This window comes from Alkalicoccus urumqiensis (genome assembly GCF_002993335.1).
Taxonomy (GTDB): domain Bacteria; phylum Bacillota; class Bacilli; order Bacillales; family Salisediminibacteriaceae; genus Alkalicoccus; species Alkalicoccus urumqiensis.
Genome location: NZ_PVNS01000009.1, coordinates 161475 through 186458, shown reverse-complemented (window position 1 = coordinate 186458; position 24984 = coordinate 161475). Strand labels below are relative to the sequence as shown.

The window sequence follows — 24984 nt, the reverse complement described above, 5'->3', positions numbered from 1 at the left end:
AATTAGTGAAATCAGACTGCACTACAGACGGAAGCTTGCCGCGGGCATGGCCTCAGCCTCCTCGAACATCCTTTGGATGTTCTGCGGGGTCTTCACCTCATGCTCTTCCCGCAGGCGTCCCCGTCTTACGTTTCGTCTGGTTGAGCCTGGAATAAAAAGCATGAAAATGGTTAAAAGAATTCCACGACAAAAAAGACGACCAGATCCAAAAATCGGAGATTGATCGTCTTTTTTCTGGGAGTTTACTTTCGTTCAATTAAAATCTTGAGATTTTCAGTGGCCCCTCATAAAAAAGGGGTGGTTTTTTTGAAAAAGTAGAAAGAGGGAGTATAAAGTTCGAAGCCTCTTCCGAGCAGGGATGCCAAGGGATATAGCATTTCAACGTTCTGTTCCATGTACCGTTTGTTTCTGTTGATAAAGCTTCTCCACTACCCGGCAGAAGCCTGCGTGGGCTTGTCTACCAGCCGGGCGCTATTTGCACGGCTGCAGAGCATGAGCGGAGCCGGCCTTTGGTTTGAGCCGCAGGGAAGCGAACTTCTGCCATGCGGCGCGGCCGCGTGGAGCCATGCTTCTTATAATTGAAGTATTGTCCAGCTCCAGCATCCGCTCTGGTTCCTTCACCCCTTCCGAAGAAAGCAAAGAGCAGCTTTCGTCGGCAGGGCTTCCAGGACTGGTCGCTCGTAAGCAGGGTGCTTCCGCTTTTCGAACTCCCTCCGGAACGCGTACGGCTGCAGGTGCAGGTAGAAAGCGGGAACCTATTCAACAAACCTCTCTTTTCTTTTAAGACCAGGCAGTTTCTGCCTGGTTTATTTGATCCATTATCTTTAGAGAAATATGCGCAGGTGTGTCTATAAACCGGTCTGTTCCGCTGACGTCCGGCTGATAAAAAACGTGACCCTGCTTCAAGGTCGGATGGATTCTATATGGCTTATTAAAAGATCCTGCGCCGGTCTTCTGCTCCGATGTCGTTTTCGACAGGCAGCCAGATGGAACTCTCAGAATTGAGAGAAAGATGACAAAACGATTAAAAAATCTGAAAACTTTCAGGAAATCTGTAATTACAGTGGTAGGGAGTGGGGAGATGTGGTAAATTAGGGGTAAGAAAGGGGAGAGGAGGCAGATATATGTTCATCGGGGAGTTTGAACATCAAATGGATGCGAAAGGACGAGTGACCGTTCCTTCCAAATTCCGCGATGAACTTGGTTCGGGTTTTATTGCCACACGCGGGCTGGATCAATGCTTATTCATTTATCCGGAATCCGAGTGGGCCCGTCTGGAGAAAAAGCTCCGGGATCTTCCGTTCACGAGGAAAGATGCCCGTGCCTTTACACGCTTTTTCTTTTCCGGGGCCACGGAATGCGCGCTTGATGGCCAGAACCGTATTAGTCTGCCTGCTTCTCTGCGTACATATGCCGGTCTTGAAAAAGAATGTGTATTTATCGGTGTTGCGCAGCGGGTGGAAGTCTGGGACAAAGCACTATGGGAATCATATATGGACGAATCCGCTTCATCTTTTGCTGAACTTGCTGAAGGATTGTTTGATGTGGATAGTTAAGACAGAACCGTAGAGGAGGGATAAATACTTGTTTACACATGAAACCGTGCTGCTGCACGAAACGGTCGACGGACTAAATGTAAAACCGGAAGGAATTTATGTGGACTGTACGCTTGGCGGCGGCGGCCACAGCGCCGAAATTTTAAGCAGACTGACTACCGGCAGACTGTATGCGTTCGACCAGGATGATACAGCCCTTGAAGCAGCCGGAGAGCGGCTGCCTTCCGGAAGAGTGACATTTATCCGGGCAAATTTTAAAGATCTGAAAGAAGAGTTAGCCAGACATGATGTCCATGAAGTGGACGGCATTGTTTTTGATTTAGGTGTTTCCTCTCCACAGTTTGATGTACCGGAAAGAGGATTCAGTTATCGTTTTGACGCCCCGCTTGATATGCGGATGGACCAGAACAGCAGCCTGACTGCCTCGGAAATTGTCAATGAGTGGCGTTTTGAAGATATTGCCAGAATCATTCATACATATGGGGAAGAACGGTTTGCAAAACAAATCGCACGGAAAATTGAGCAGGCCCGTTCCAAAAAACCGGTGGAAACGACATTTGAACTCGTGGAGCTTATTAAAGATGCCATCCCTGCACCTGCCAGAAGAAAAGGAGGGCATCCGGCAAAGCGTACGTTTCAGGCACTGCGCATTGCGGTCAATAAAGAACTGGACGTTTTTGAGGATGCACTGGCACAGGCGGTAGAACTGCTTCGGCCTGAAGGACGAGTCGCTGTGATTACTTTTCACTCCCTTGAGGACAGGATATGCAAGACGTTTTTCAAAAAGAAAAGCAGTCTGCCGGACCTCCCGAGAGGACTTCCTGTCATACCTGAAGGAATGAAACCGGAGCTGAAACTTATCACCAGAAAACCTATTACTGCCGGAGACGATGAACTAGAGGGAAACAACCGTGCACATTCAGCGAAACTGCGGATCGCAGAAAAAAATGCACCTGAGGAGGGAAGCGTATGAGTCCGGTTGAAAAACATACTGTCCTGCAGCCCCAGCGGCAGTATACGAAAAAAGTACGCAGACAGATTCACCGCGGTGGTATAACGAAAGGCGAGCGCCTTCTTTATTTTATGATGGTGCCGGTCATCGCCATTGCCGCGGTACTTATTATCTCAAATTATTCCCAGATTTATTCAGCCAATGCTGAAATTCAGACAACAGAAGCTGCCGTTACAGCGCAGGCGGATCAGAATGAAGCCCTGACGCTTCAGGTAAAAGAGCTGTCTGATCCGGAACGAATTTTATCGATCGCGAAAAATGAACTCGGTATGACACTGGACAACAGTCAGGTGAAAGTTCTTCACCAGCCGGGAGACTGATGCAGAGAAAACCTTTTCCGGAAGCTCATCCGGAGAGGTTTTTCTCATGTTCACACGTGCTCAGCACGAGGAGGCAGAGCTATGGAAAACAGCTTTAAACAAATGATCGTTAAAAGAGCGGTGGCCGCTCTGCTGGTATTTACGATCGGGGTCGTGATAATATTCTCCCGATTTGCCTATATTCAAGCTTCCAAAGAAGTCGATGACGTTCACCTTTATGAACTTCTCGAGACGAGATGGACCCAGACACAGGATCTGGATGGAAAACGGGGATCGATTACGGATAGAAACGGGGAAGTACTGGCCGAAGAAATTCCCTCCTACACTATTACGGCTGTGCTGGATGATCAATTTGAGTCTCATGTAGCCGACCCCGCAGCCACTGCAGCTGAACTTGCTCCGGCACTGGAGATGGACGAGGGCAGGTTAGAAGAACTTCTCTCCCGGGATGCGTTCCAGGTGGAGCTTGGAGCGGCAGCAAAGAATCTAAGCTATGAGAAGATGCAGGAAATAGAAGCGATGGAGCTTTCAGGTATTCACTTCCGGGAGGATCCGCGGCGGTATTATCCGATGCAGACGTTTGCATCCCATGTGATCGGTTACACCGAGCGGGATATGAGCGAAGCCCGGATGGGGCTGGAGAGCAGTCTGAACGATTATTTATCCGATACAGCAGGATATATTCAATATCAGCAGGACGGTTCCGGCAGGCCGCTTGCCTCCCAGGAGGAAATTATCAAAGAACCGGAGCACGGCGATGATGTCGTTCTCACGCTTGATGCCCGCATTCAGACGGCTATGGAGCAGACGATGAGCCAGGTGGATGAGATGTTTGAGCCGGAGAGAATGATGGCTGTCGCAGCCCATGCGGAAACAGGCGAAATTCTCGCAATGTCCAACCGGCCGAGCTTTAACCCGAACGAATATGAATCGATAGAGAACTATACGAACTACGCCATCTCTTCCCGGTTTGAGCCTGGCTCTACCATGAAAATCTTTACGCTGGCCGGAGCAGTGGAAGAAGGGGTCTATAATGGAGAGGCAACGTTTGAATCAGGAAGCGTTGAAGTATACGACCGGCGTATACGTGACCATAACAATGGTGAAGGCTGGGGCGAAATCACGTACAACGAAGGGGTCCAGCGTTCCTCCAACGTCGCGTTTTCCAAAATTGCTATGGATCAGCTGGGGCCGGAGAATGTATATAAGTACATCGAAGCATTCGGTTTCCGCGAACCTACAGGAATCGACCTTCCCAACGAGGCGGAAGGCGGATTAATTGCAGAATCCGGCCCGGTCGATGCGGTAACGACAGCATTCGGTCAGGCTACAGCTGTAACGGCAATGCAGCAGGTTAAAGCGGCATCGGCGATTGCCAACGACGGAAAGATGGTCAATCCATATGTCGTATCTCAAATTTTAAACGAAGAAGGAGAAACGGTTGCAGAAAACACTCCGACTGTCTCTGGAGAGCCAATTTCTGCGGAAACCGCCACTGAAGTCCGGGACATTCTTACGACCGTCGTCTCCTCGGAAAATGGCACCGGTCAGGCGTTTGCAATTGATGGGTTTGAAGTGGCCGGTAAAACGGGTACTGCCCAGATTGTTGGAGAAGACGGAAGGTATGTCAGAGGTCATGGCCAGAACCTTTACTCCTTTATCGGCATGGCGCCCGCAGATGATCCGGAAGTTATCGTGTACGTGGCCGTCGACCGGCCCGATCTGGAGGATCATGAAATCGGAAGTGAACCGGTCTCCATGATCTTCCGGCAGGTGATGGAGCAGAGCCTGCAGTACTTAAATATCCGGCCGGATGAAGACGAGCTGGAACATGGTTCTGCCGAGCAGATACTGCTTCCGGATTTTTCAGGAGAGCAGGCTGAATCGGTCGAGGAAGAGCTGAAAGACCTTGGCATGGAGCCTGTCATGATTGGAGATGGTTCTATTGTGGAGGACCAGTCGTTCGCTCCGGAAACGCCGCTCGCTGCAGGTGAAATGGTATTTCTTGTCACTGATGGATCCCCGGAAATGCCGGACGTGACTGGATGGAGTACACGTGAACTGCGACAGTTTGCCGATACGGCGGGGGTCCGGTCTGAGGTGGAGGGAAGCGGATTTGTTTATGCACAGATGCCGCCTCCGGGTTCTTCTCTTAACGGTGCTGAAGCAGTGCAGGCAAAAGCAGCGCCTCCCGGTGAAGAGCCGGAGCTTGAGGACGACAAAGAGGAAGAAGAAGAAGCTGACGAACTGCCGGAGGAAGATGAAACCTTTTTTATGGATTAACGTCCAATGTCTTCGGCAGGTGTATATGGAGACACCGAATATAGATATAAAAGGATGAAAATGATGATACCGCTCAAGCAGCTATTTGCGACGATTTACCCTGCAGAATTACCAGAAGAAGAAGTTTATGTATCCTCGATTACGATGGATTCCAGAAGTGTTGAAAAAGACGGGTTGTTTTTCTGCGTACCGGGCTATACGGTGGACGGACACAATTTTGCCGGTGATGCTGCCGCTGCAGGTGCGGCAGCGGTCGTAGCTGAAAAACCCGTCCAGGCAGACTGTCCGGTCGTCTATGTTCCCAATGTAAAGCGCGCGATGGCCGTTTGTGCTTCGATCTTTTATGGACACCCATCGACAAAAATGAGCATGATCGGTGTCACGGGGACCAACGGTAAAACGTCTGTTACCCACTATATTGAGCAGCTGATGCATTCGGCTGGAAAACGTGCCGGCGTCATCGGCACGCTTTACACGAGATACAACGGCAGACAGGTGGAAGCAGTTAACACGACGCCGGAATCGATCGATCTTCAGCGGATATTATTTGATATGGCAGAGGACACAACAGAAGTCACCGCGATGGAAGTCTCCTCTCACGCTTTAAGTCTCGGCAGAATTCACGGAACTGTTTTTCAAACAGCGGTCTTTACCAATCTGACACAGGACCACCTCGACTTCCATCCGACGATGGATCATTATGCGCATGCCAAGAGCCTTCTGTTCTCTCAGCTGGGAGCAGGCTTTGACCGTCCGCTGCCCTCCGTGGTGATCAACGCGGATGATGAGTATGCCGGATGGATGATGGAGGCTTCTCCTGTGCCGGTACTGAGATACGGTATCAGGGAAAACGCGGAAGTGAGAGCAGAAACGATCCACCTGTCTCCCTCAGGAAGTACGTTCACACTGGCCGTTCCAGAAGGACGATTTCCGGTGGAAATATCCCTTCCGGGCACGTTTTCTATATACAATGTTCTCGCTGCCGCCTGCGCAGCAAACAGAAATGGACTGAGCTGGCAGGAAATTGCGGGTATGCTTAATGGTCTCACCGGAGTCCGGGGCCGCTTTGAAGTTGTGAAATCCGACGCCCCGGTCCATGTTATTATAGACTATGCCCACACCCCTGACAGTTTGGAAAATGTTCTGCAGACGATTAATGAAACGACGTCTGCAGATAAAATAAAAACCGTCATCGGCTGCGGCGGGGACCGGGACAAAACGAAGCGCCCGAAAATGGCGCGTGTCAGTGAGTCTCTTTCAGGCTGGACGTATTTAACTTCGGATAACCCACGTTCAGAAGATCCGGATGCCATTCTTGAAGATATGAAGGCCGGTATGAAAGAAAGCAGCTATGCCGTTATTCCCGATAGACGGGAAGCGATCCGTCGTGCGGTGCTGGAATCTTCCGCCGGCGATGTTCTCCTGATTGCAGGAAAAGGCCACGAGACGTATCAGGAAGTACAGGGAAAGCGGAGTTCATTTGATGACCGTGAAGAAGCACGTTCCGCCTTAAAGGAGTGGAGGACATGACGTCATTTCTAACTGATAAACGCTTGAAAGAGGCTGTACTCCGGACGCGTGGAGATTCCGGAGAAAAGACGTATTCACGCATTGCAGGAAACATTTATGATGTAGAGGAAGGCAGCTTATACCTTCCGAAACGACGTTCCGGTTACGATGGACATCAATTTATCGAAGCAGCAGTAGAAAGTGGTGCTTCCGCCGCGCTTTGGGCCGAGGATGAGCCGCTGCCGGATACGATCCCCGATTCCTTTCCTTTATACATTACAGAAGACCCTGAAGCGGTGCTGAAAAAGCTGGCAGAAGAGTTTATGGCCGGACACACTGCAGAAGTTATCCAGGTAAAAGGAGATTATGCAGCAGACGTTTTTTTAAAAACGCTGGAAACGTGGATGCATGCAAATGTTCAATTTTTAACCGGACCATTGCAGGCAGGTGTAACGATGGAAGAGAGGCTTCTGTCTATTCCGGATGATGTACATACCGTGTTTCTACGGGAGAATCAGGGAGAAAGGGATCATCGTGCAGCCGGTCCGGATAAAGTAATTACGATTTCTGCACATCCGTCTAAAGAGGATGCCGGCAGTGAGAGCGTAATCACGCCTGCGACACCAACAAGGTGGGAAAAAGAAATTCCTTCATGGCTTGATGGATTTTTCTACAGCGTCGGCACAGCTGCAGACTTCTGGAAAAAACAGACCGGCTCCTCCGGCAGTCCTCCCTGGGAGCTGTTAAAGCCCGAGCAGTATGGGTTTCAGTCCATGAACTCGTCCAAAGGCGGAGTCGTTCTGCTGGAAGCGGTGGCGCTGCGCCAGCAGACTCTCGACTATACGATCGGCGTCTTATCAGATATTGGATCGTTTGAAAGAAGAGCTCTCGTCATCGATGAGGGATTTCAGGCAGACCGCCGGGCAAAAACGATCCACGAAACGGTTGCAGAAAAGCTGCCGGAGGCTATCACAGACGTTATATGCATTGGAGAGAAAGCTTTCTGGGTCCATGATCAGCTTAGGCGTATGCATCCGGACACACCGGTCAGCTCCTGTTACCAGACGCATTCTGATGCCCTCGGCCATTTAAAAGAGCTGCTTTCCACGAGTGCTGTGCTTCTTTATAAAGGGGCAAACAGGGAAATGATTTACGAAATACTACAAGAATTGAACCGAAATTAGAGAGGGGTCTCCAGATGTTAGGTAATGGGCTCTTAGTTGCCTTATTTTTGTCATTTTTATTAACAGTATTTTTATCACCGGTGCTTATTCCGTTTTTCCGAAAGCTGAAATTCGGTCAGAGTATCCGGTCTGAAGGTCCGGAAACACACCATAAGAAAACGGGAACACCAACGATGGGCGGCGTTATTTTTCTGGCTGCGGCTGCCGTCACTGCCATGATTATAGGCGGTCAGTTTCACACGCTCGGCCTGGAAATCTGGCTGCTTCTGCTCGTGACGATCGGATTTGGGCTGCTCGGCTTTCTCGATGATTATATTAAAGTGGTGAAAAAACGAAATCTTGGCCTGACCTCGAAACAGAAATTTTTAGGTCAGGTGGTTATTTCGGTCATCGTGTATGCCGCATTGACGTATCAGGGTATTTCTACAGCAGTGGGAATACCGGGAACAGAGTGGTCTGTAGATCTCGGCGTCTTCTATCTGCCGTTTATCATCATTATGCTCGTCGGGGCGAGCAATGCAGTGAATCTGACCGATGGCCTGGACGGTCTCGTGGCAGGTACTGCAGCCTGCGCCTTTACAGCATTTGCTGTCATTGCGGCGCTTTCCGGCATGGAGGCTTCAGCAGTGTTTGCTATGGCAGTGACCGGCGCTCTGCTCGGCTTCCTCGTATTTAATGCGCATCCGGCTAAAATATTTATGGGGGATACCGGATCCCTGGCTCTTGGCGGAGCCATCGCCATGCTTGCAATCCTTACGAAAACGGAAGTTCTTCTCGTTCTGATCGGCGGTGTATTTGTTGTCGAAACACTTTCCGTCATCATTCAGGTGGCCTCCTATAAGCTCCGGAAAAGAAGAGTTTTCAAGATGAGTCCGCTTCATCATCATTTTGAGCTTTCCGGCTGGAGCGAATGGCGGGTTGTACTCACATTCTGGAGCGTCGGTATTGTACTCGCATTTGTCGGTGTATGGCTGGAGGTGGGCATATGAGACTCGATACCCGCTGGAAAGGAAAGCGTGTATTAGTGCTCGGCCTCGCGAGAAGCGGAACGGAAGCGGCGAAGCTTCTGCTGCAGCTTGGAGCGGAAGTAACAGTCAATGATCAGGGGGAGGAAACAGAATCTGCTTCCCGTCTACGGGAAATGGGTGCCGACGTTATCTGCGGGAGCCATCCGGAATCACTCGTGCACGAAAGCGTGGATGCACTAATTAAAAATCCGGGTATCCGCTATGATCATCCGCTTGTCGAGAAAGCGCAGGCACTTCAGATTCCAGTTCTTACAGAGATTCAGCCGGCCTGGGACGCTTCTGACAGTCACGCAATTGCTGTGACCGGGTCAAATGGCAAAACAACGACTACGACATTAATCTGGGAAATGCTGAAAAACAGTGCGCTTACTCCGAAGCTTGCCGGAAATATTGGCTTTCCAGCTTCTGAAGTCGTCCGGTCTTCAGGTACCACTGATGCACTCGTGATGGAACTTTCCAGTTTTCAGCTCATGGGTACAGATACATTCCACCCGGGGACAGCGGTCCTGCTGAATTTAATGGATGCTCACCTCGATTACCACGGTACACGGGAAGCATATCACGATGCCAAGGCAGAAATTTTCCGCCGGCAGACAGAGAACGATCTGCTGATTTACAACCTCGACGACGACGATGTCGTCCAGCTCACCCGGAATGCTTCCGGTCGTAAAGCTGCTTTTTCATTGAAAAAAGAAGTGCCTGAAGGAGCGGATCTGCGGCAGGACGGGCTTTATGTGAAGGGAGAAAAGCTGATTTCCCGTGAGGAATTTGCTCTGCCGGGAGAGTACAATATTGCCAACGCACTCGCTGCGGCACTTGCTGCTGTTGAAAACGGCGCCGACATGGAACGGATCCGTCACGTACTGAAAACATTTTCCGGTGTGGAGCACCGTCTTCAGGAAGTCGGTGAGTGGGAAGGGCGGACGTTTTACAACAATTCGAAAGCGACGAACAGTGCTGCAGCCATCACCTCACTGGAAGCGTTCGATGATCCGGTAGTCTGGATCTGTGGCGGACTGGACAGGGGACAATCATTTGATGAACTTATCCCGTACATGAAGCGTGTCAAAGCAGTTGCTGCTTACGGCGAAACAAAGGAAAAGCTTGCCGAAATGGCCCGAAGAGCAGGGGTTCAGACAGTGTCCGTCAATGAAACGCTCCCCAAAGCTGTTGAAAAAGCAGTTGCTGCCTCGACGGCAGGTGATGTTATTCTTCTTTCTCCTGCCTGTGCTTCGTGGGATCAATTTAAGACATTTGAAGAACGAGGTGCATTGTTTGTAGAGACTGTACAGCAATGGATCGAAAGGAGGGACGCGGAATGAGAGTGGTTGTAACCGGCGGAGGAACAGGTGGACATATCTATCCTGCACTGGCGCTGATCCGCTATATTAAACAAACAGTCCCTGAAGCTGTATTTCTCTATATCGGAACAGAGAAGGGGCTGGAGTCGACCATCGTACCGGAGTCCGGAATTGACTTTGAGAGCGTACATATTACGGGTATTCAGCGGAAGCTGAGTCTTGAGAATGTCAAAACGGTCTACCGGTTTTATGCAGCTGCAAAGAAAGCAAAAAAAATATTGAATGAGTTTCAACCTGAGATTGTCATCGGAACCGGCGGCTATGTATGCGGACCCGTTGTGTATGCTGCTTCCAGACAAAAAATTCCTACGATGATCCACGAGCAGAACAGCGTGCCCGGGCTCACAAATAAATTTCTCGCAAAGTTTGTTGATCAGATAGCGGTATGCTTTTCAGAAGCAGAAGCGTATTTTCCAGAAGAGAAAACAAGCTTTACCGGAAACCCGCGGGCGACGGAAGCTGCAGAAACTGTTCCGGCTGATCCGCCGGTTGTGCCGTCCCTCGGCCTGGACCCATCGAAGCCGGTCTTTCTTGCTGTCGGCGGAAGCAGAGGAGCGAGGCCGATTAATGAAGCGGTACTTCAGGCCGCAGAATCCTGGAAAGAGGAAAACTTCCAGGTCATTTACGTAACGGGCAGCGTTCACTATGAGTCGATTTCAAAAGAAGCAGCTTCACGGAGCCTCCCGGAAAATGTTGTCATTGTTCCCTACGTGGAAAACATGCCTGAACTGCTGCTGGAAGTGGATGGTATTCTTACGCGGGCCGGGGCTACAACGCTTGCTGAAATTACAGCCATCGGCGTGCCGGCGCTTCTTATACCGAGTCCATATGTAACAGCTGATCACCAGACGAAAAATGCTATGTCGCTTGTAGATCGGGGAGCTGCGGAGATGATTCAGGAAAAAGAGTTGACGCCTGCGCTGTTAACAGAGAAGCTGCTTCACATGCTGGAGCCTTCCGTCAATAAAAGTATGAGAGAGGCATCCAGAGCTTCCGGCAGACCGGATGCATCCAAAGCATTGTTTACCCTGATGCAGAAAATGATATCAAACTAAAACGGGCACTCAGGAAAGGAGGGGGAGATATGGCTGATAGGGAGCAGACGGTTGTTGATTTGGAAAATAAGCTTCCCGAGCTCCAAAAAAGACGGAGGAAGCGTGCGAAGCGGCGGCTGTATCTATACCTCTCCCTTCTCCTTTTCACCGTGCTCGCTGTTATTTACTCGCAGAGCAGCTGGAGTCATGTCGGCCACGTAGAGGTCTCAGGGAGTTCTTCTTTAGCAGACGATGAAATCGTATCACTTGGAGGCATTACGGAAGAAGTGAGTATGTGGAACCTGGACAGGGAAGAAAGAGAAGCCAGGATTCAGGAACACGCTGCTGTAAGCGGTGCATCGATTGAGCGGAACTGGCCAAGAACGCTCAAGATTCACATTACCGAAGAGGAACTGGCAGGTTTTATTGAAGAAGATGGTGCTCTTCTGCCGCTCCTGGCTTCCGGGCAGCTGTTTCCTGACCTTCAGGCAGGATCAGGTGAAGCACCGGTGCTTCTGAATATGGAAGAAACCAGACACCGGGAAATGGCGGCAGAACAGCTTTCGATATTACCAGGCGCTGTGTTTAACAGAATTTCGGAAATGGAACTGATTCCTGAGGAGAATGATCCTTACCGAGTCCGTGTGCTGATGAATGACGGCTTTATCGTTCATTCGACACTGCAGAATTTTGCAGAACGGATGACCTCCTACCCATCGGTTGTCCAGCAGCTTGATCCGGACGTTGACGGCATTCTGCATATGAGAGTCAATCCGTATTTTGAATCTTTTGAATCAGAGGACGAGGAAGAAGAGGAAGTCATTGAAGACAATGAAGACAATTCCGGCGCTGAGGAATTAGAGGGAACGTAAATACTCCTGTAAGCCGGGCGCTGTCTCCACAGATGTAGAGCATGAGCGGATCCAACTTGGGGTAATGACGCCGGGCCCTGCTCGTCTGTCCCGCGGAGCCATGTTTTTCGAAACGAAGCATTTGCTGCATGCTGAAGCTGGAAGCGGCTGTCCTGAAAATATGGAAATCGTTTTATTCAATACAGGAATTAGAAGAGGCAGCCTGGAACAAAAGCACGGATTTCGTTCCAGGCATTCCCTTTATGTGTTAGTGTCTAATTTGTTTTCCAGTCCGATAATCGCTTTTCTCGTATTCCAAACTAGTGTAGACTTGTAATCAGCAGTATTTTCAGCTTCAACTGCGCAGAATACCAGCTGAAAGAACAAAACAAAATGCAGCCGCAGGAAAAATGAAAAAAAGTTAAATCATCAAAAGGACTATGGAAATGTTTATCGAATAAAGGTAAGAAGTGTACAATTTCAGGAAATGCATTTGTTCGCCGGGAGGTGCCAGGACGTGAATTATGAGCAGACCTATGTAACGCTGGATATCGGGACATCCTCTGTACGTATCGTAATTGGAGAGATTTCCAGCGGGTCGATGAATATTATCGGCGTCAGTGAAGTGGCGTCGGAGGGATTGAAAAAAGGGGCTATCGTCGATATCGATGATACAGTCCAGTCCATCCGAAGAGCAGTGGAAAAAGCAGAGCAGATGATCGGGATGGAAATAAAAAGCGTGATTGTCGGTATTACAGGGAACCACATTCAGCTGCAGTCGTGCCACGGAGTAGTGGCCGTTTCAAGCAGCGACCGGGAAATCGGCGATGAAGATGTCACGAGAGTAATCGATGCGGCACAGGTCATGTCGATCCCTCCGGACAGAGAAATCATTGATGTGATTCCGCGCCAGTTTGTTGTAGACGGTCTGGAGGAAATTACGGACCCACGCGGCATGATCGGTGTCCGGCTTGAAATGGAAGGGACGATTATTACTGGTTCGAAAACCATTGTACATAATCTTCTACGATGTGTGGAGAAAGCGGGGCTGCAGACTGCAGATGTCGTCCTGCAGCCGCTTGCTGCAGGATCCATTGCACTTTCAAAAGATGAGCGCGGACTCGGAGTGGCGCTCGTAGATATCGGCGGCGGAGCCACAACGATCTCTCTCTTTGAGAATGGGTTTCTTCAGTCGGTGAAACAGATTCCGATCGGAGGAAGCCATATTACAAACGATATTTCCATCGGCCTTCGTACGTCGACGGATGAAGCAGAAAAGGTGAAGGTGGAATTCGGCAACGCCCTGGTTGAAGATGCTTCCGATGAAGAACTGTTTGAAGTCTCAGAGATCGGGAGCGACCAGCGCCAGGAATTCTCACAGTGGCAGCTTGCCAACATCATTGAGGCACGAGTTGCCGAGATCGGGACGCTGATCCGTCAGGAACTGAGCCGCATGGGATGGAAATCACTTCCTGGAGGCTGTGTGCTCACAGGGGGCACAGCGAATATTCCAGGCGTACTGGAAGTATTAAAGGACGAACTTGATGAAAACGTCCGCATTTCCGTTCCGGACTATATCGGTGCCCGTGAGCCTCAGTTTACGAACGGAGTGGGCTTGATCTCTTTCGCCTACCGCAACGCAAAAATTCAGGGTAAGCCGCTTGATGCCGGACTGGATCAGGAACGCAGGGAAGCACCGGCAGAAAAAGAGATGCAGCCGGCCGGAGGCAGAACGAAGCCCAAAGAAAAGTCCGGGGACTCCCCGGGACTGAAACAGAAAATGTCAAAAATGTTCAAATCATTTCTGGAATAACTCCGGGAACTGATTATCTAGATAGGAGGACGAAAACATGCTGGATTTTGAAATGGAAAGTGAACAGCTGGCAACGATAAAAGTCATCGGAGTAGGCGGCGGCGGAAGCAATGCCGTTAACCGTATGATAGAAAATGGTCTTCAGGGTGTAGAATTCATCGCAGTCAATACGGATGCTCAGGCTCTGCAGATGTCTCAGGCGGATGAAACACTGCAGCTCGGCGGGAAATTGACGCGCGGACTAGGTGCCGGTGCTAACCCGGATATCGGTAAAAAAGCTGCAGAAGAAAGCCGGGATCAGCTGGAAGAGCATCTTCAGGGAGCTGACATGGTCTTTATCACTGCCGGCATGGGTGGTGGAACCGGAACTGGTGCTGCACCTGTTATTGCAGAAATTGCAAAAGAGTGCGGTGCGCTGACTGTCGGTGTCGTTACCCGTCCGTTTACATTCGAAGGGCGCCGCCGGATGAGCCATGCAAGCTCCGGTATTGAAGCACTGAAAGAAAAAGTGGATACACTGATTACGATTCCAAACGACCGTCTTTTGGAAATTGTCGATAAGAACACACCGATGCTGGAAGCTTTCCGCGAAGCGGATAACGTTCTTCGCCAGGGTGTTCAGGGTATTTCCGACTTGATTGCTGTTCCCGGTCTGATCAACCTCGACTTTGCCGATGTGAAGACGATCATGAGTGAAAAGGGCTCTGCGCTGATGGGAATCGGCGTTGCTACAGGGGAAAGCCGTGCTGCAGAAGCTGCAAAAAAAGCCATCTCCTCACCGCTTCTGGAAACAAGTGTTGATGGTGCACAGGGTGTTCTGATGAACATTACCGGCGGAGCAAACCTGAGTCTCTTTGAAGTACACGAAGCAGCAGAGATTGTTTCATCCGCTTCCGATGAAGAGGTGAACATGATTTTCGGTTCTGTGATTAATGAGAATCTGAAAGATGAAATCGTCGTTACCGTGATTGCTACAGGCTTTGATGAAAACATTCAGAAAAAGGCTGCTCCTCAGGCAGCGCCGGGCAGACAGCAGCGCACACAGCCTCAGGAAAGCCAGCAGAAGCAGGAAGCACCGCGCCAGGAGGAGCCTGTTCAGGAACAGCAGGAGTCCCAGGAGGATGCACTGGATATTCCGGCATTCCTTAGAAACCGGCGCCGCAGATAAGTAGAACGGTACGATGGGAGGCTGAAGCATTGACCGTACAAGAAAACCTTTCTGATATCAATTTGAAAATAGAGTCAGCCTGCCGGCGTTCCGGAAGAAAACCGGAAGACGTCTCGATCGTTGCAGTAACAAAATACGTTTCCATTGAGCGTGCAGAAGAAGCCCTTGAAGCCGGAATCCACCATCTTGGTGAGAACCGGCTGGAAGGGGCTATGGAAAAATTTGATGCTATCGGCAGCCGGGCAGTCTGGCATTTTATCGGAAGTCTTCAATCCAGAAAAGTGAAAGATATGCTTCATGCATATGATTATATTCACTCTCTGGATCGATTATCATTAGCGAAAGAGATTCAAAAACGGGCGGAGGAAGGCAGAACGGTTTCATGCTTTGTTCAGGTGAATGTAAGCGGAGAAGAGTCCAAATCCGGATTGGATCCGGAAAAGACCCGCTCATTTATTGAAGAACTGGAACAGTATCCGGCCGTTAAGGTGGTCGGACTGATGACAATGGCTCCTTATGCAGAGAATCCAGAGGAAGTCCGTCCTTTTTTCCAGAAGCTCCGGGAGCTGCGCAACGAAATCCGTTCACTTGATCTTCCGTGGGCCCCCTGTACCGAATTATCGATGGGAATGTCAAACGATCTGGAGATTGCGGTGGAGGAGGGCGCAACATTTGTCCGCCTCGGCTCCTCGCTCGTCGGGTCAGAAGAATGAACGCATTAAAAGGAGGTCTCTGTGATGACGATCAAAACAAAGCTTAAACGCTTCTTTGATATGGAAGAAGAGTATGAAGAGCGTGAAGTTGCTGTTGAAGAAGAAGCTGGAGAACAGGAATTTTCGCCTGCATTGTCCAAGAAGAAAAAGGACAAGCCGAACGTTGTCAGTTTAAGCGCCGTCTCACAGGGGCAGAGCTCCAAAGTCATTCTTCTTGAACCGCATTCCTATGATGAAGTACAGGAAATTGCAGATCATTTAAAAGACCGGAAAGCAGTAGTTATTAATCTGCAGCGGATACCGAAAGAACAGGCGAAGCGGATAGTAGACTTTTTGAGCGGAACCGTTTACGCTATAAGTGGAGATATTCAGAAGCTTGGGGAGCATATATTCTTATGCACTCCGGATAATGTTGATGTATCAGGCTCCATCTCTGAAATGCTCCAGGAATAATACATCAGGAAGGTGAAGCTGCTTGATTCAACTTGGTAATATCATTGTTTCGCTGATGAACGTATATTTTTTCATCTGTATTATTTATGTGTTTATGTCATGGATTCCGAATGCCCGGGAATCGAACTTCGGTCAGACGGTCGGAAAAATTGTTGAACCGTATTTTGCACCGTTCCGTCAGATCATCCCACCGATCGGTATGATCGATATTTCGCCGATTGTTGCCCTGTTTGCACTGCGGTTTGCGATGGACGGCGTGCGGTTTCTCTTTTTTAATCTTCTTGCATAGAAAGGAGTACCGCCGTGTCACTGTATCAGCACTTTCGCCGTGAAGAGCATGCATTTGTCGATCAGGTGCTGGACTGGATCGAGACAGTCCGAACGGAGTATCGGCCGAAGCGGACCGACTTTCTCGATCCCCGCCAGCAGAAAATCGTCCGCACGATCCTCGGCACCGGAGATGTGCTCGCTTCATTCTCCGGAGGGGCACCGGATGCAGAACGCAGACGCTGTCTCTTGTATCCGGACTATTTCCTGCCGGAAGTGGAGGATTTTGATCTGGCTGCTTTCCATGTGGATTATCCGTTAAAATTTGAAACAGTAACGCACAGCCAGCTGCTTGGCTCCATGATGGGAATTGGTCTTGTCCGGGAGAAATTCGGTGATATTCTTATTAGTGAAGAACAGGTCATACAGCTGTTAACATGCGGCGACACTGCCGATTATGTTCAGCAGCAGCTGGTCCAGGCCGGGAAAGTGCCGCTGTCTTTGAAGCGGATCCCTCTGGATGAGCTTCTACATAAACAGGAACCGGAAACAGAGCGGACAGTTACTGTGAGTTCGCTCAGACTTGATGTCGTCCTTTCAGAAGCGTTCCATCTATCCCGTTCTAAAGTGAAACCTCTCGTTCAAAACGAAAAAGCGAAAGTGAACTGGAGGCCTGTCACGGACCCTTCCATGCAGCTGGAAGAGGGAGATATGCTCTCACTCAGAGGCTCCGGCCGTGTGCGTCTCGACCGGATCGAAGGGGAAACGAAGCGTGGGAAAATCCGTATTAACATAGCATTGATCGGTGGATAAGCCGGTCCGGAAAAAGAGGATTTTATCGGAGGTGCAGTTCGGAAATGCCATTATCACCGCTGGATATTCATAACAAAGAGTTTACCCGTGGTTTCCGCGGGTACGATGAAGATGAAGTGAATGAGTTTCTTGATCAGGTTATTAAAGACTACGAACAGATCAGCAGAGAAAAAAATGAATTGTTTCACCGCGTTGATGAACTGGAGGAGAAACTCGGCCATTTTTCCAATATTGAAACGACGCTGAACAAGTCGATCCTGATAGCACAGGAAACGGCGGAAGAGGTAAAACGGAATGCCGATAAAGAGGCTAAGCTGATTATTAAGGAAGCTGAAAAAAATGCCGACCGGGTCGTCAATGAATCGCTTGCGAAGTCGCGGAAGATTTCGCTTGAAATTGAGGAATTGAAAAAACAGGCAGCTGTTTACCGGACTCGTTTCAAAATGCTTCTCGAAGCGCAGCTGGAAATGCTTCAGACAGACGACTGGGATGATCTGGCTATGGAGCCGGAAGAATCGTATTATGAGAAGGATGACCACGAATCCTATTAAGGACGATTGACGAACGTTTTTCTGATCGAGTATACTATTAGCAGTTAAACATTAGCAACGATGGGGCCAGCAGGGCGTTTCTTTACCGGCACAGCGATTCAGGGATGGTGGGAGCCTGAAGCGGAACGGCGTTTCAGATCACCCCGGAGCTGTGCAGAGAAAGGACATGTTCCGATTAGACTGCACCGGCGGATGCCCGTTACCGCATCCTGAGCGGCTGTTCAACAGCAACGTGGGTGGTACCGCGGATTTATTCCGTCCCTGTTTTTACAGGGGCGTTTTTTGTTGTTCAAGAACGCTGCCGCTCAGGTCCTGAATGGTTTCCGGTTAAGAGAAATGGTGCAGAAAACGACGTTCGCAGCAGCCGGATCGAAACATCCAGCTGGTCAGAGTAACTAAAAGGAGGAAATACAGCATGAATTATAAAGAAACGCTATTGATGCCGAAAACAGATTTTCCGATGCGTGGAAATCTGCCGAATAAAGAGCCGGATATGCAGCAGGCCTGGAATGAAAAAGGAATGTACGAAAAAGTACAGCAGCGGACGGAAGGCCGGCCGTTGTTTGTCCTGCACGATGGACCTCCCTATGCAAACGGAGATATCCACATGGGCCATGCGCTCAATAAAGTACTGAAGGATTTTATCGTACGCTCACGGTCGATGATGGGGTATCATGCTCCGTATGTTCCCGGATGGGACACGCACGGACTGCCGATTGAAACGGCACTGACGAAAAAAGGAAAAGTGGATCGTAAAAAATTGAGCATTGCGGAATTCCGCCGCAAGTGTGAAGAGTATGCGCTCGGCCAGATCGACAGCCAGCGGGAGCAGTTTAAGCGCCTCGGTGTCCGCGGCGACTGGGATCATCCCTACGTAACGCTGACACATGACTATGAAGCCCAGCAGATCCGTGTCTTTGGTGAAATGGCGAAGAAAGGGTATATTTATAAAGGGAAAAAGCCTGTCTACTGGTCTCCTTCCTCTGAGTCCGCTCTGGCCGAAGCTGAAATTGAATATCACGATAAACGGTCACCATCTATTTATGTCACGTTTGATGTTACCGAAAATAAAGGGGTCCTTGTCGGAGATGAGCGCTTTGTCATCTGGACCACAACACCCTGGACGATTCCTGCCAACCTGGCGATCGCCGTTCATCCAGAGTTATCCTATGTCCGTGTGGAAGCAGACGGGGGAGTGTATGTCGTCGCAGAAGCGCTGCTTGAAGAGCTCGCTGAAAAGTTCGAATGGCAGAACTATGAAGTGAAGCAGACATACAAAGGCCGTGAGCTGGAAGGTGTTAAAACAGCCCATCCATTTTATGACCGGGAATCTCTCGTTATTCTAGGAGAGCATGTAACGACAGATGCCGGCACCGGCTGTGTTCACACAGCTCCCGGACACGGGGAGGATGACTATATTGTAGGTCAGCAGTACGGTCTGGATGTTCTCTGTCCGGTGGATGATAAAGGGGTGTTCACTTCAGAAGCTCCGATGTTTGAAGGTCAGTTCTATGACACGGCAAATAAACCGATTACGGAAAAGCTCCAGGAAGCAGGTAAGCTTCTGAAACTTGAATTTTTCACGCACAGCTATCCGCACGACTGGCGGACGAAAAAACCGGTTATTTTCCGTGCTACAGCTCAGTGGTTTGCGTCAATTGACGGCATCCGTGAAAACTTGTTGAATGAGATTAACGAAGTAGAGTGGCTGCCGAAATGGGGCGAGACACGACTTCACAATATGGTAAGAGACCGGGGCGACTGGTGCATTTCCCGTCAGCGTGCATGGGGTGTGCCGATTCCGATTTTCTATGGAGAAAACCAGGAGCCGATTATTACAGAAGAAACGATTGAACATGTTGCTTCGCTGTTCCGTCAGCACGGATCGAATATCTGGTTTGAATGGGAAACGAAAGATCTTCTGCCGGAAGGATTTACTTCTGAGCACAGTCCCGGCGGCACTTTTACAAAAGAAACGGATATTATGGATGTCTGGTTCGATTCCGGTTCTTCCCACCAGGCTGTGCTGGAAGAGCGAGAAGAACTTCAGCGTCCTGCAGATGTCTACCTGGAAGGATCCGATCAATACCGCGGCTGGTTTAATTCGTCCCTTTCCACTTCCGTCGCTGTAACGGGAAAAGCTCCGTTTAAATCAGTTATTTCCCACGGCTTTACACTCGACGGGGAAGGTAAAAAAATGAGTAAATCACTCGGGAACGTCATTATTCCTGACAAAGTGATGAAGCAGCTCGGAGCGGATATTCTTCGTCTCTGGGTGGCTTCTGTCGATTACCAGGCGGACGTGCGCGTGTCGGACGATATTTTAAAGCAGGTGGCGGAAGGCTACCGTAAAATTAGAAACACGTTCCGGTTTCTGCTTGGGAATCTGAGCGACTTTAATCCTAAGACGGATCTTGTTCCGCTGAGCGGCCGGAGTGAGCTCCAGCAGTATATGACGTGGAAGCTGGATACACTGGTTCAGGATGTAAAGGCAGCCTACGAAAATTACCAGTTCGCTCACGTTTATTCACTCGTACACAACTTCTGTGCGATTGAACTCAGCTCCTTCTTTATGGATATTTCCAAGGATACGCTCTATACAAAAGGAGAAAACCATCCATCCCGCCGAGGTATTCAGAGCGTGATGTACGAAACGCTGATGGCCCTTGTAAAAGTGATGAATCCTGTTATTCCGCATACAACAGAAGAAGTATGGAACAGCCTTCCATTTGAAAAAGAAGCAGAGGCTGTGCAGCTGACGGATATGCCGGATGTGCAGAAGGTGGAAGTGCCTGAGGATCTCATCGGAAAGTGGGACCGGTTTATGGATCTGCGGGATGATGTGATGAAGGCGCTGGAAGAAGCGCGTAATGAAAAAGGAATCAAGAAAAACCTGCATGCTGCAGTAACTATTTATGCTTCGGATCAGGACAAAGCACTACTTGAATCAATGGAGGAACTGGAGAAACTCTTTATTGTATCCCAGGTTCATCTCGAGGAGGAAAAAGACGCACCGAAAGAAGCGTCGTCTTACGATGAAGTGAAAGTACTCGTAGATCGTGCCGAAGGGGAAACCTGTGAGCGGTGCTGGGTTGTATCGAAAGATCTCGGAACAGACCCGGACCACCCGACACTCTGCCCCGAGTGCACAGAGACCGTACAGTACCACTATCAGAGTAAATAATTCCCTGCTCCCGCACAGAAAACATTTTCTGTGCGGGATTTTTTTGCAGCGAGCAGAAGATCAGCAGCCCGTCCGCGCTTCAGGGAGCATATCTATGGTCTTTTTCCAACAGTTTCATCACGACATACGCACAGACGGTGATTTCTGTTATACTGAATAAGGTTTGAACGAAGATTTTTGGGAGGTAGGATCGTTGATCTACTATATCATCGCTGCTGTCATTATCGGATTCGATCAGCTGACGAAATGGCTGGTTGTTACCCAGATGGAGATCGGGCAGAGCATTCCGCTTATTACGAATATACTTTATCTCACATCCCACCGGAACGAAGGGGCGGCATTCGGGATTCTGCAGGGCCAGCAGTGGCTGTTTTATATCGTGACAGTCGTTGTTGTTATCTTTCTCATCTATCTGCTGCAGAAAAACGGGGAAGAGGGGCGGTTGTATAAAATTGCACTGGCACTTGTCCTCGGCGGAGCAATCGGTAACTTCATTGACCGCGTTTACATGGGTGCTGTCGTCGACTTCGTAGATGTGTATATCGGAAGCTACAACTATCCCATATTCAACGTAGCCGATTCGGCTCTCGTTGTCGGAGTTATTATGATCATTATTTTCACCTTTCTGGATGAAAAAAGACAGGAGAAATCTACATGAATGAATACCATTACAATGCGGAGACATCCGCACGCCTTGATAAATGGCTGACGCAGGAAAGCGGGCTGACAAGGAGCAGTGTACAGGACTGGATCAAAAGAGAATATATTCTTGTAAACGGAGAACCATCAAAGCAGAACTACAAGCTGGCGGCCGGTGATGTCATTACCGTAGAGGAACCACAGAAAGAAGAACTGGAAGTGACTGCAGAAAATCTTCATCTGGATGTAGTCTATGAAGACAGCGATGTGATCGTCGTCAATAAACCGCGCGGCATGGTCGTACACCCGGCGCCCGGGCACCCGAACGGAACGCTCGTAAACGGACTGCTTTATCATTGTACCGATCTGTCCGGAATTAATGGAGTGATCCGTCCCGGCATCGTCCACCGGATTGATAAAGACACATCCGGCCTGATTATGGCAGCGAAAAACGATACTGCGCATGAATCGCTCGTTTCCCAGTTGAAAGATAAAAAAACGCTGCGTCGATATGAAGCGATTGTGCAGGGGGTTATTCCGCACGATAAAGGAACCGTTGATGCCCCGATCGGTAGAGATCCCGATGACCGCCAGAAAATGACGGTCACCGAAAAAAATGCACGGGACGCTGTCACTCATTTCACCGTGCTGGATCGTTTTGAGCGTCATACACATGTTGCCTGTGAACTGGAAACCGGCCGTACGCATCAAATCCGGGTGCATATGCGCTATATTGAATTCCCGATTGTCGGCGATCCGAAATACGGTTCAAGAAAAAAGAACACGTTTCCGATAGAGGGGCAGGCGCTCCATGCTGCTGTTCTAGGCTTTACCCATCCTTCAACAGGCGAATTTATGGAGTTTCAGGCGCCGGTGCCGGAAGATTTTCAAGCATGTCTTTCTTATGCTTCTTCTTTAGGGCGTTGACACGGCAGTGATTGTCTGACATACTATGAAAAGAATAAAGCCAGTCCTTTAACCATTGTCCAGAGAGGCAGGGAAGGAACGACACTTTTAGAGACAAGTGTACCCTTCTGTGCCTTTGAGGCCGGAAGGGTTTTTTATACTTCATTACTGACTCCGGCGGATAAGGCACGGCAGATATAAACAGAGGAGGGATACAGTGGAGAAAGAGCTGCTTGATGAACAGGCTGTCCGGCGGGCGCTCACCCGCATTGCCCATGAAATTATCGAACGCAACAAAGGCATTGACGACATCGTTCTCGTCGGGATCCGCACGAGAGGAACGTACCTCGCGGAAAGGCTGGCAGAGAGAATTCAGGAAATTGAAGGACGCCCGGTGGACAAAGGCGATATCGATATTACGCTTTATCGTGATGATCTGACGCACCGCCGGGAAAATCAAGAGCCGGAAGTGCACGGAACCGAGATTCCAGTAGAAGTCCGGGGACGCCGGGTCATCTTAATCGATGATGTGCTGTACACCGGAAGAACGGTGCGGGCTGCACTCGATGCGGTTGTCGATATCGGCCGTCCCGAACAGATTCAGCTGGCCGTTCTCATCGACCGCGGACACCGGGAACTTCCAATACGGGCGGACTACGTCGGTAAAAACGTACCAACGTCGAAAAATGAAGTGGTTGAAGTGCGGCTCCGTGAAGTAGACGGAGAAGAAAAAGTATCGATTGCATCAAAGTAATGTGAAAGTGAGAGATGACGAAAACAAAAAACCTCCCTTTTAATTCTGACCAGAGAGTCAGAGAAGGGGCCGCTTCTGCTCACTGGCAGTATTCTGCCTGTGGCGTGGATTCTCCGGACCTCTTCGACTGTCGAAGAGGTTTTTTGTTTACGAAAATGCAGAGGGATACCGTCTGCTTTATTCAATGAAGGAGAGTGACGTCATGACACAGGAAACCATCGGAATCCGCGAAATGCCTAAAAAAACACAGTGGTTCATACTCAGTCTGCAGCATTTGTTTGCGATGTTTGGGGCAACGATCCTTGTACCACTTTTAACAGGACTATCCCCGGCTGTCGCACTCGTTTCAAGCGGACTTGGAACACTCAGCTACCTGCTGATTACTAAAGGTCAGATACCTGCCTATCTCGGCTCCTCCTTTGCTTTTATTGCTCCTGTGATCGCAGCAGTTGGAATCGGCGGGCCGGAGGGAGCGATGTTCGGAAGCTTTCTTGCAGGCGTTCTTTACGGCCTCGTTGCACTCATTATCCGCGCTGCCGGCGTACGGTGGCTGATGGTGCTTCTCCCGCCGATTGTCGTCGGACCGGTCATTATGGTAATCGGCCTGGGACTTGCAGCTACCGCCGTTGACATGGCGATGCTTCATCCGGAGACAGACGCATACAGCACACCGCATATGCTTACAGCTGCCGTTACACTCGCAGTTACCATTACGGCATCGATATTCTTCCGCGGATTTTTCCGCCTGCTGCCGATTATTTCCGGCATTGCCGCAGGGTATGCAGCGGCACTTTATACCGGACTTGTGGATTTCACACCTGTACTGGAAGCCGGCTGGATTGAAATGCCGTCCTTTCTCATTCCTTTTGTCACATACGAACCGGCATTCAACTGGACGATCGCAGCCATTATGGTGCCAATCGCAGCAGTGACACTGGCGGAACATATCGGAGATCAGATGGTGCTGAGTAAAGTAGTGGAAAAAAACCTTCTTAAAAAGCCGGGGCTGCACCGTTCTATTTTCGGAGATGGAGCTGCTACCATCATCAGCTCGCTGATCGGTGGTCCTCCGAACACAACTTACGGAGAAAACATCGGCGTCGTTGCACTGACAAGAGTGTTCAGCGTCTTCGTAATCGGTGGAGCTGCCGTATTTGCTGTCCTGTTCGGATTTATCGGTAAAGTATCTGCATTCATCTCTACGATTCCAACCGCGGTCATGGGCGGCGTATCCATTCTCCTTTTCGGGATCATTGCTGCAAACGGCCTGCGGATGCTGATTGATAATCAGGTGGACCTCGGAAGAAAGCGCAACCTTGTCATCAGTTCTGTCATTCTTGTTATCGGAATCGGCGGGGCGTTCATCCAGGTTACAGACGAGATTCAGATTGCCGGGGTGGCTCTCGCAACGCTCATCGGCATCACGCTTAACCTTATCCTGCCGGGCAGAGATCCGGTACCTTCTGAAGAAGAAGTATTTCAGGAAAATAATTCAGATTCTGCAGCCTGATCCTTTTAATGCTGTCCCGTGAGGCAGCCAAAGGACGGTGTACAGAAGGTTTTCAGCACTTCTGTATGTACAGCC

At 49.7% G+C, this 24984-nt stretch carries 22 protein-coding genes; all 22 read left to right on the top strand.

Annotation, left to right across the window (positions count from 1 at the left end):
- Positions 1 to 1124: 1124 nt before the first annotated feature.
- A complete protein-coding gene (gene mraZ / locus C6I21_RS10985) occupies positions 1125 to 1556 on the top strand; it encodes a division/cell wall cluster transcriptional repressor MraZ (RefSeq protein ID WP_105959522.1) in 432 nt (143 codons plus the stop codon).
- A 28-nt stretch (positions 1557 to 1584) separates the two neighbouring features.
- On the top strand, positions 1585 to 2529 hold the full coding sequence (gene rsmH, locus C6I21_RS10980; protein ID WP_105959521.1) for a 16S rRNA (cytosine(1402)-N(4))-methyltransferase RsmH: 945 nt from the start codon (positions 1585 to 1587) through the stop codon (positions 2527 to 2529).
- A complete protein-coding gene (ftsL, locus tag C6I21_RS10975) occupies positions 2526 to 2888 on the top strand; it encodes a cell division protein FtsL (RefSeq protein ID WP_105959520.1) in 363 nt (120 codons plus the stop codon). Before rsmH ends, ftsL begins: the two co-directional genes overlap by 4 nt.
- Before the next feature lie 81 nt (positions 2889 to 2969).
- The gene (locus tag C6I21_RS10970; RefSeq protein ID WP_105959519.1) at positions 2970 to 5171 is read left to right on the top strand and encodes a penicillin-binding protein; all 2202 of its coding nucleotides are present in this window, start codon (positions 2970 to 2972) and stop codon (positions 5169 to 5171) included.
- A 54-nt stretch (positions 5172 to 5225) separates the two neighbouring features.
- Complete coding sequence (locus C6I21_RS10965) at positions 5226 to 6701, top strand: UDP-N-acetylmuramoyl-L-alanyl-D-glutamate--2,6-diaminopimelate ligase (RefSeq protein ID WP_245411608.1); 1476 nt, start codon at positions 5226 to 5228, stop codon at positions 6699 to 6701.
- Positions 6698 to 7864, top strand: coding sequence for a hypothetical protein (locus tag C6I21_RS10960; protein WP_105959517.1), 1167 nt, complete (start codon positions 6698 to 6700; stop codon positions 7862 to 7864). The genes C6I21_RS10965 and C6I21_RS10960 overlap by 4 nt, the downstream gene beginning before the upstream one ends.
- Positions 7865 to 7878: 14 nt before the next feature.
- A complete protein-coding gene (gene mraY / locus C6I21_RS10955) occupies positions 7879 to 8853 on the top strand; it encodes a phospho-N-acetylmuramoyl-pentapeptide-transferase (protein ID WP_105959516.1) in 975 nt (324 codons plus the stop codon).
- Positions 8850 to 10214: a UDP-N-acetylmuramoyl-L-alanine--D-glutamate ligase gene (murD, locus tag C6I21_RS10950; RefSeq protein ID WP_105959515.1), complete on the top strand. Its 1365-nt coding sequence runs from the start codon at positions 8850 to 8852 to the stop codon at positions 10212 to 10214. Before mraY ends, murD begins: the two co-directional genes overlap by 4 nt.
- Complete coding sequence (gene murG / locus C6I21_RS10945; RefSeq protein ID WP_105959514.1) at positions 10211 to 11308, top strand: undecaprenyldiphospho-muramoylpentapeptide beta-N-acetylglucosaminyltransferase; 1098 nt, start codon at positions 10211 to 10213, stop codon at positions 11306 to 11308. Before murD ends, murG begins: the two co-directional genes overlap by 4 nt.
- 29 nt (positions 11309 to 11337) lie before the next feature.
- Complete coding sequence (locus C6I21_RS10940; protein WP_105959513.1) at positions 11338 to 12159, top strand: cell division protein FtsQ/DivIB; 822 nt, start codon at positions 11338 to 11340, stop codon at positions 12157 to 12159.
- A gap of 496 nt (positions 12160 to 12655) precedes the next feature.
- Positions 12656 to 13951: a cell division protein FtsA gene (gene ftsA / locus C6I21_RS10935; protein ID WP_105959512.1), complete on the top strand. Its 1296-nt coding sequence runs from the start codon at positions 12656 to 12658 to the stop codon at positions 13949 to 13951.
- Between the two features lie 37 nt (positions 13952 to 13988).
- Positions 13989 to 15119, top strand: coding sequence for a cell division protein FtsZ (ftsZ, locus tag C6I21_RS10930; RefSeq protein WP_105959511.1), 1131 nt, complete (start codon positions 13989 to 13991; stop codon positions 15117 to 15119).
- Positions 15120 to 15148: 29 nt separating this feature from the next.
- Entirely contained in the window at positions 15149 to 15832 is a 684-nt protein-coding gene (locus C6I21_RS10925) for a YggS family pyridoxal phosphate-dependent enzyme (protein ID WP_105959510.1), read from the top strand.
- A gap of 24 nt (positions 15833 to 15856) precedes the next feature.
- Positions 15857 to 16285 carry a cell division protein SepF gene (locus C6I21_RS10920; protein WP_105959509.1) on the top strand — a complete coding sequence of 143 codons (429 nt, stop codon included), beginning with the start codon at positions 15857 to 15859 and terminating at the stop codon, positions 16283 to 16285.
- A gap of 22 nt (positions 16286 to 16307) precedes the next feature.
- Positions 16308 to 16574 carry a YggT family protein gene (locus tag C6I21_RS10915; protein ID WP_105959508.1) on the top strand — a complete coding sequence of 89 codons (267 nt, stop codon included), beginning with the start codon at positions 16308 to 16310 and terminating at the stop codon, positions 16572 to 16574.
- A gap of 14 nt (positions 16575 to 16588) precedes the next feature.
- A complete protein-coding gene (locus C6I21_RS10910) occupies positions 16589 to 17365 on the top strand; it encodes a YlmH family RNA-binding protein (RefSeq protein WP_105959507.1) in 777 nt (258 codons plus the stop codon).
- A 44-nt stretch (positions 17366 to 17409) separates the two neighbouring features.
- The gene (locus C6I21_RS10905; protein ID WP_105959506.1) at positions 17410 to 17916 is read left to right on the top strand and encodes a DivIVA domain-containing protein; all 507 of its coding nucleotides are present in this window, start codon (positions 17410 to 17412) and stop codon (positions 17914 to 17916) included.
- 415 nt (positions 17917 to 18331) lie between these two features.
- Positions 18332 to 21100, top strand: coding sequence for an isoleucine--tRNA ligase (ileS, locus tag C6I21_RS10900; protein WP_105959505.1), 2769 nt, complete (start codon positions 18332 to 18334; stop codon positions 21098 to 21100).
- A gap of 193 nt (positions 21101 to 21293) precedes the next feature.
- A complete protein-coding gene (gene lspA, locus C6I21_RS10895; RefSeq protein ID WP_105959504.1) occupies positions 21294 to 21758 on the top strand; it encodes a signal peptidase II in 465 nt (154 codons plus the stop codon).
- On the top strand, positions 21755 to 22666 hold the full coding sequence (locus tag C6I21_RS10890) for an RluA family pseudouridine synthase (RefSeq protein WP_105959503.1): 912 nt from the start codon (positions 21755 to 21757) through the stop codon (positions 22664 to 22666). Before lspA ends, C6I21_RS10890 begins: the two co-directional genes overlap by 4 nt.
- Before the next feature lie 160 nt (positions 22667 to 22826).
- A complete protein-coding gene (gene pyrR, locus C6I21_RS10885) occupies positions 22827 to 23399 on the top strand; it encodes a bifunctional pyr operon transcriptional regulator/uracil phosphoribosyltransferase PyrR (RefSeq protein ID WP_280953451.1) in 573 nt (190 codons plus the stop codon).
- 184 nt (positions 23400 to 23583) lie between these two features.
- Positions 23584 to 24909, top strand: coding sequence for a solute carrier family 23 protein (locus C6I21_RS10880; protein WP_425352503.1), 1326 nt, complete (start codon positions 23584 to 23586; stop codon positions 24907 to 24909).
- Positions 24910 to 24984 lie beyond the last annotated feature (75 nt).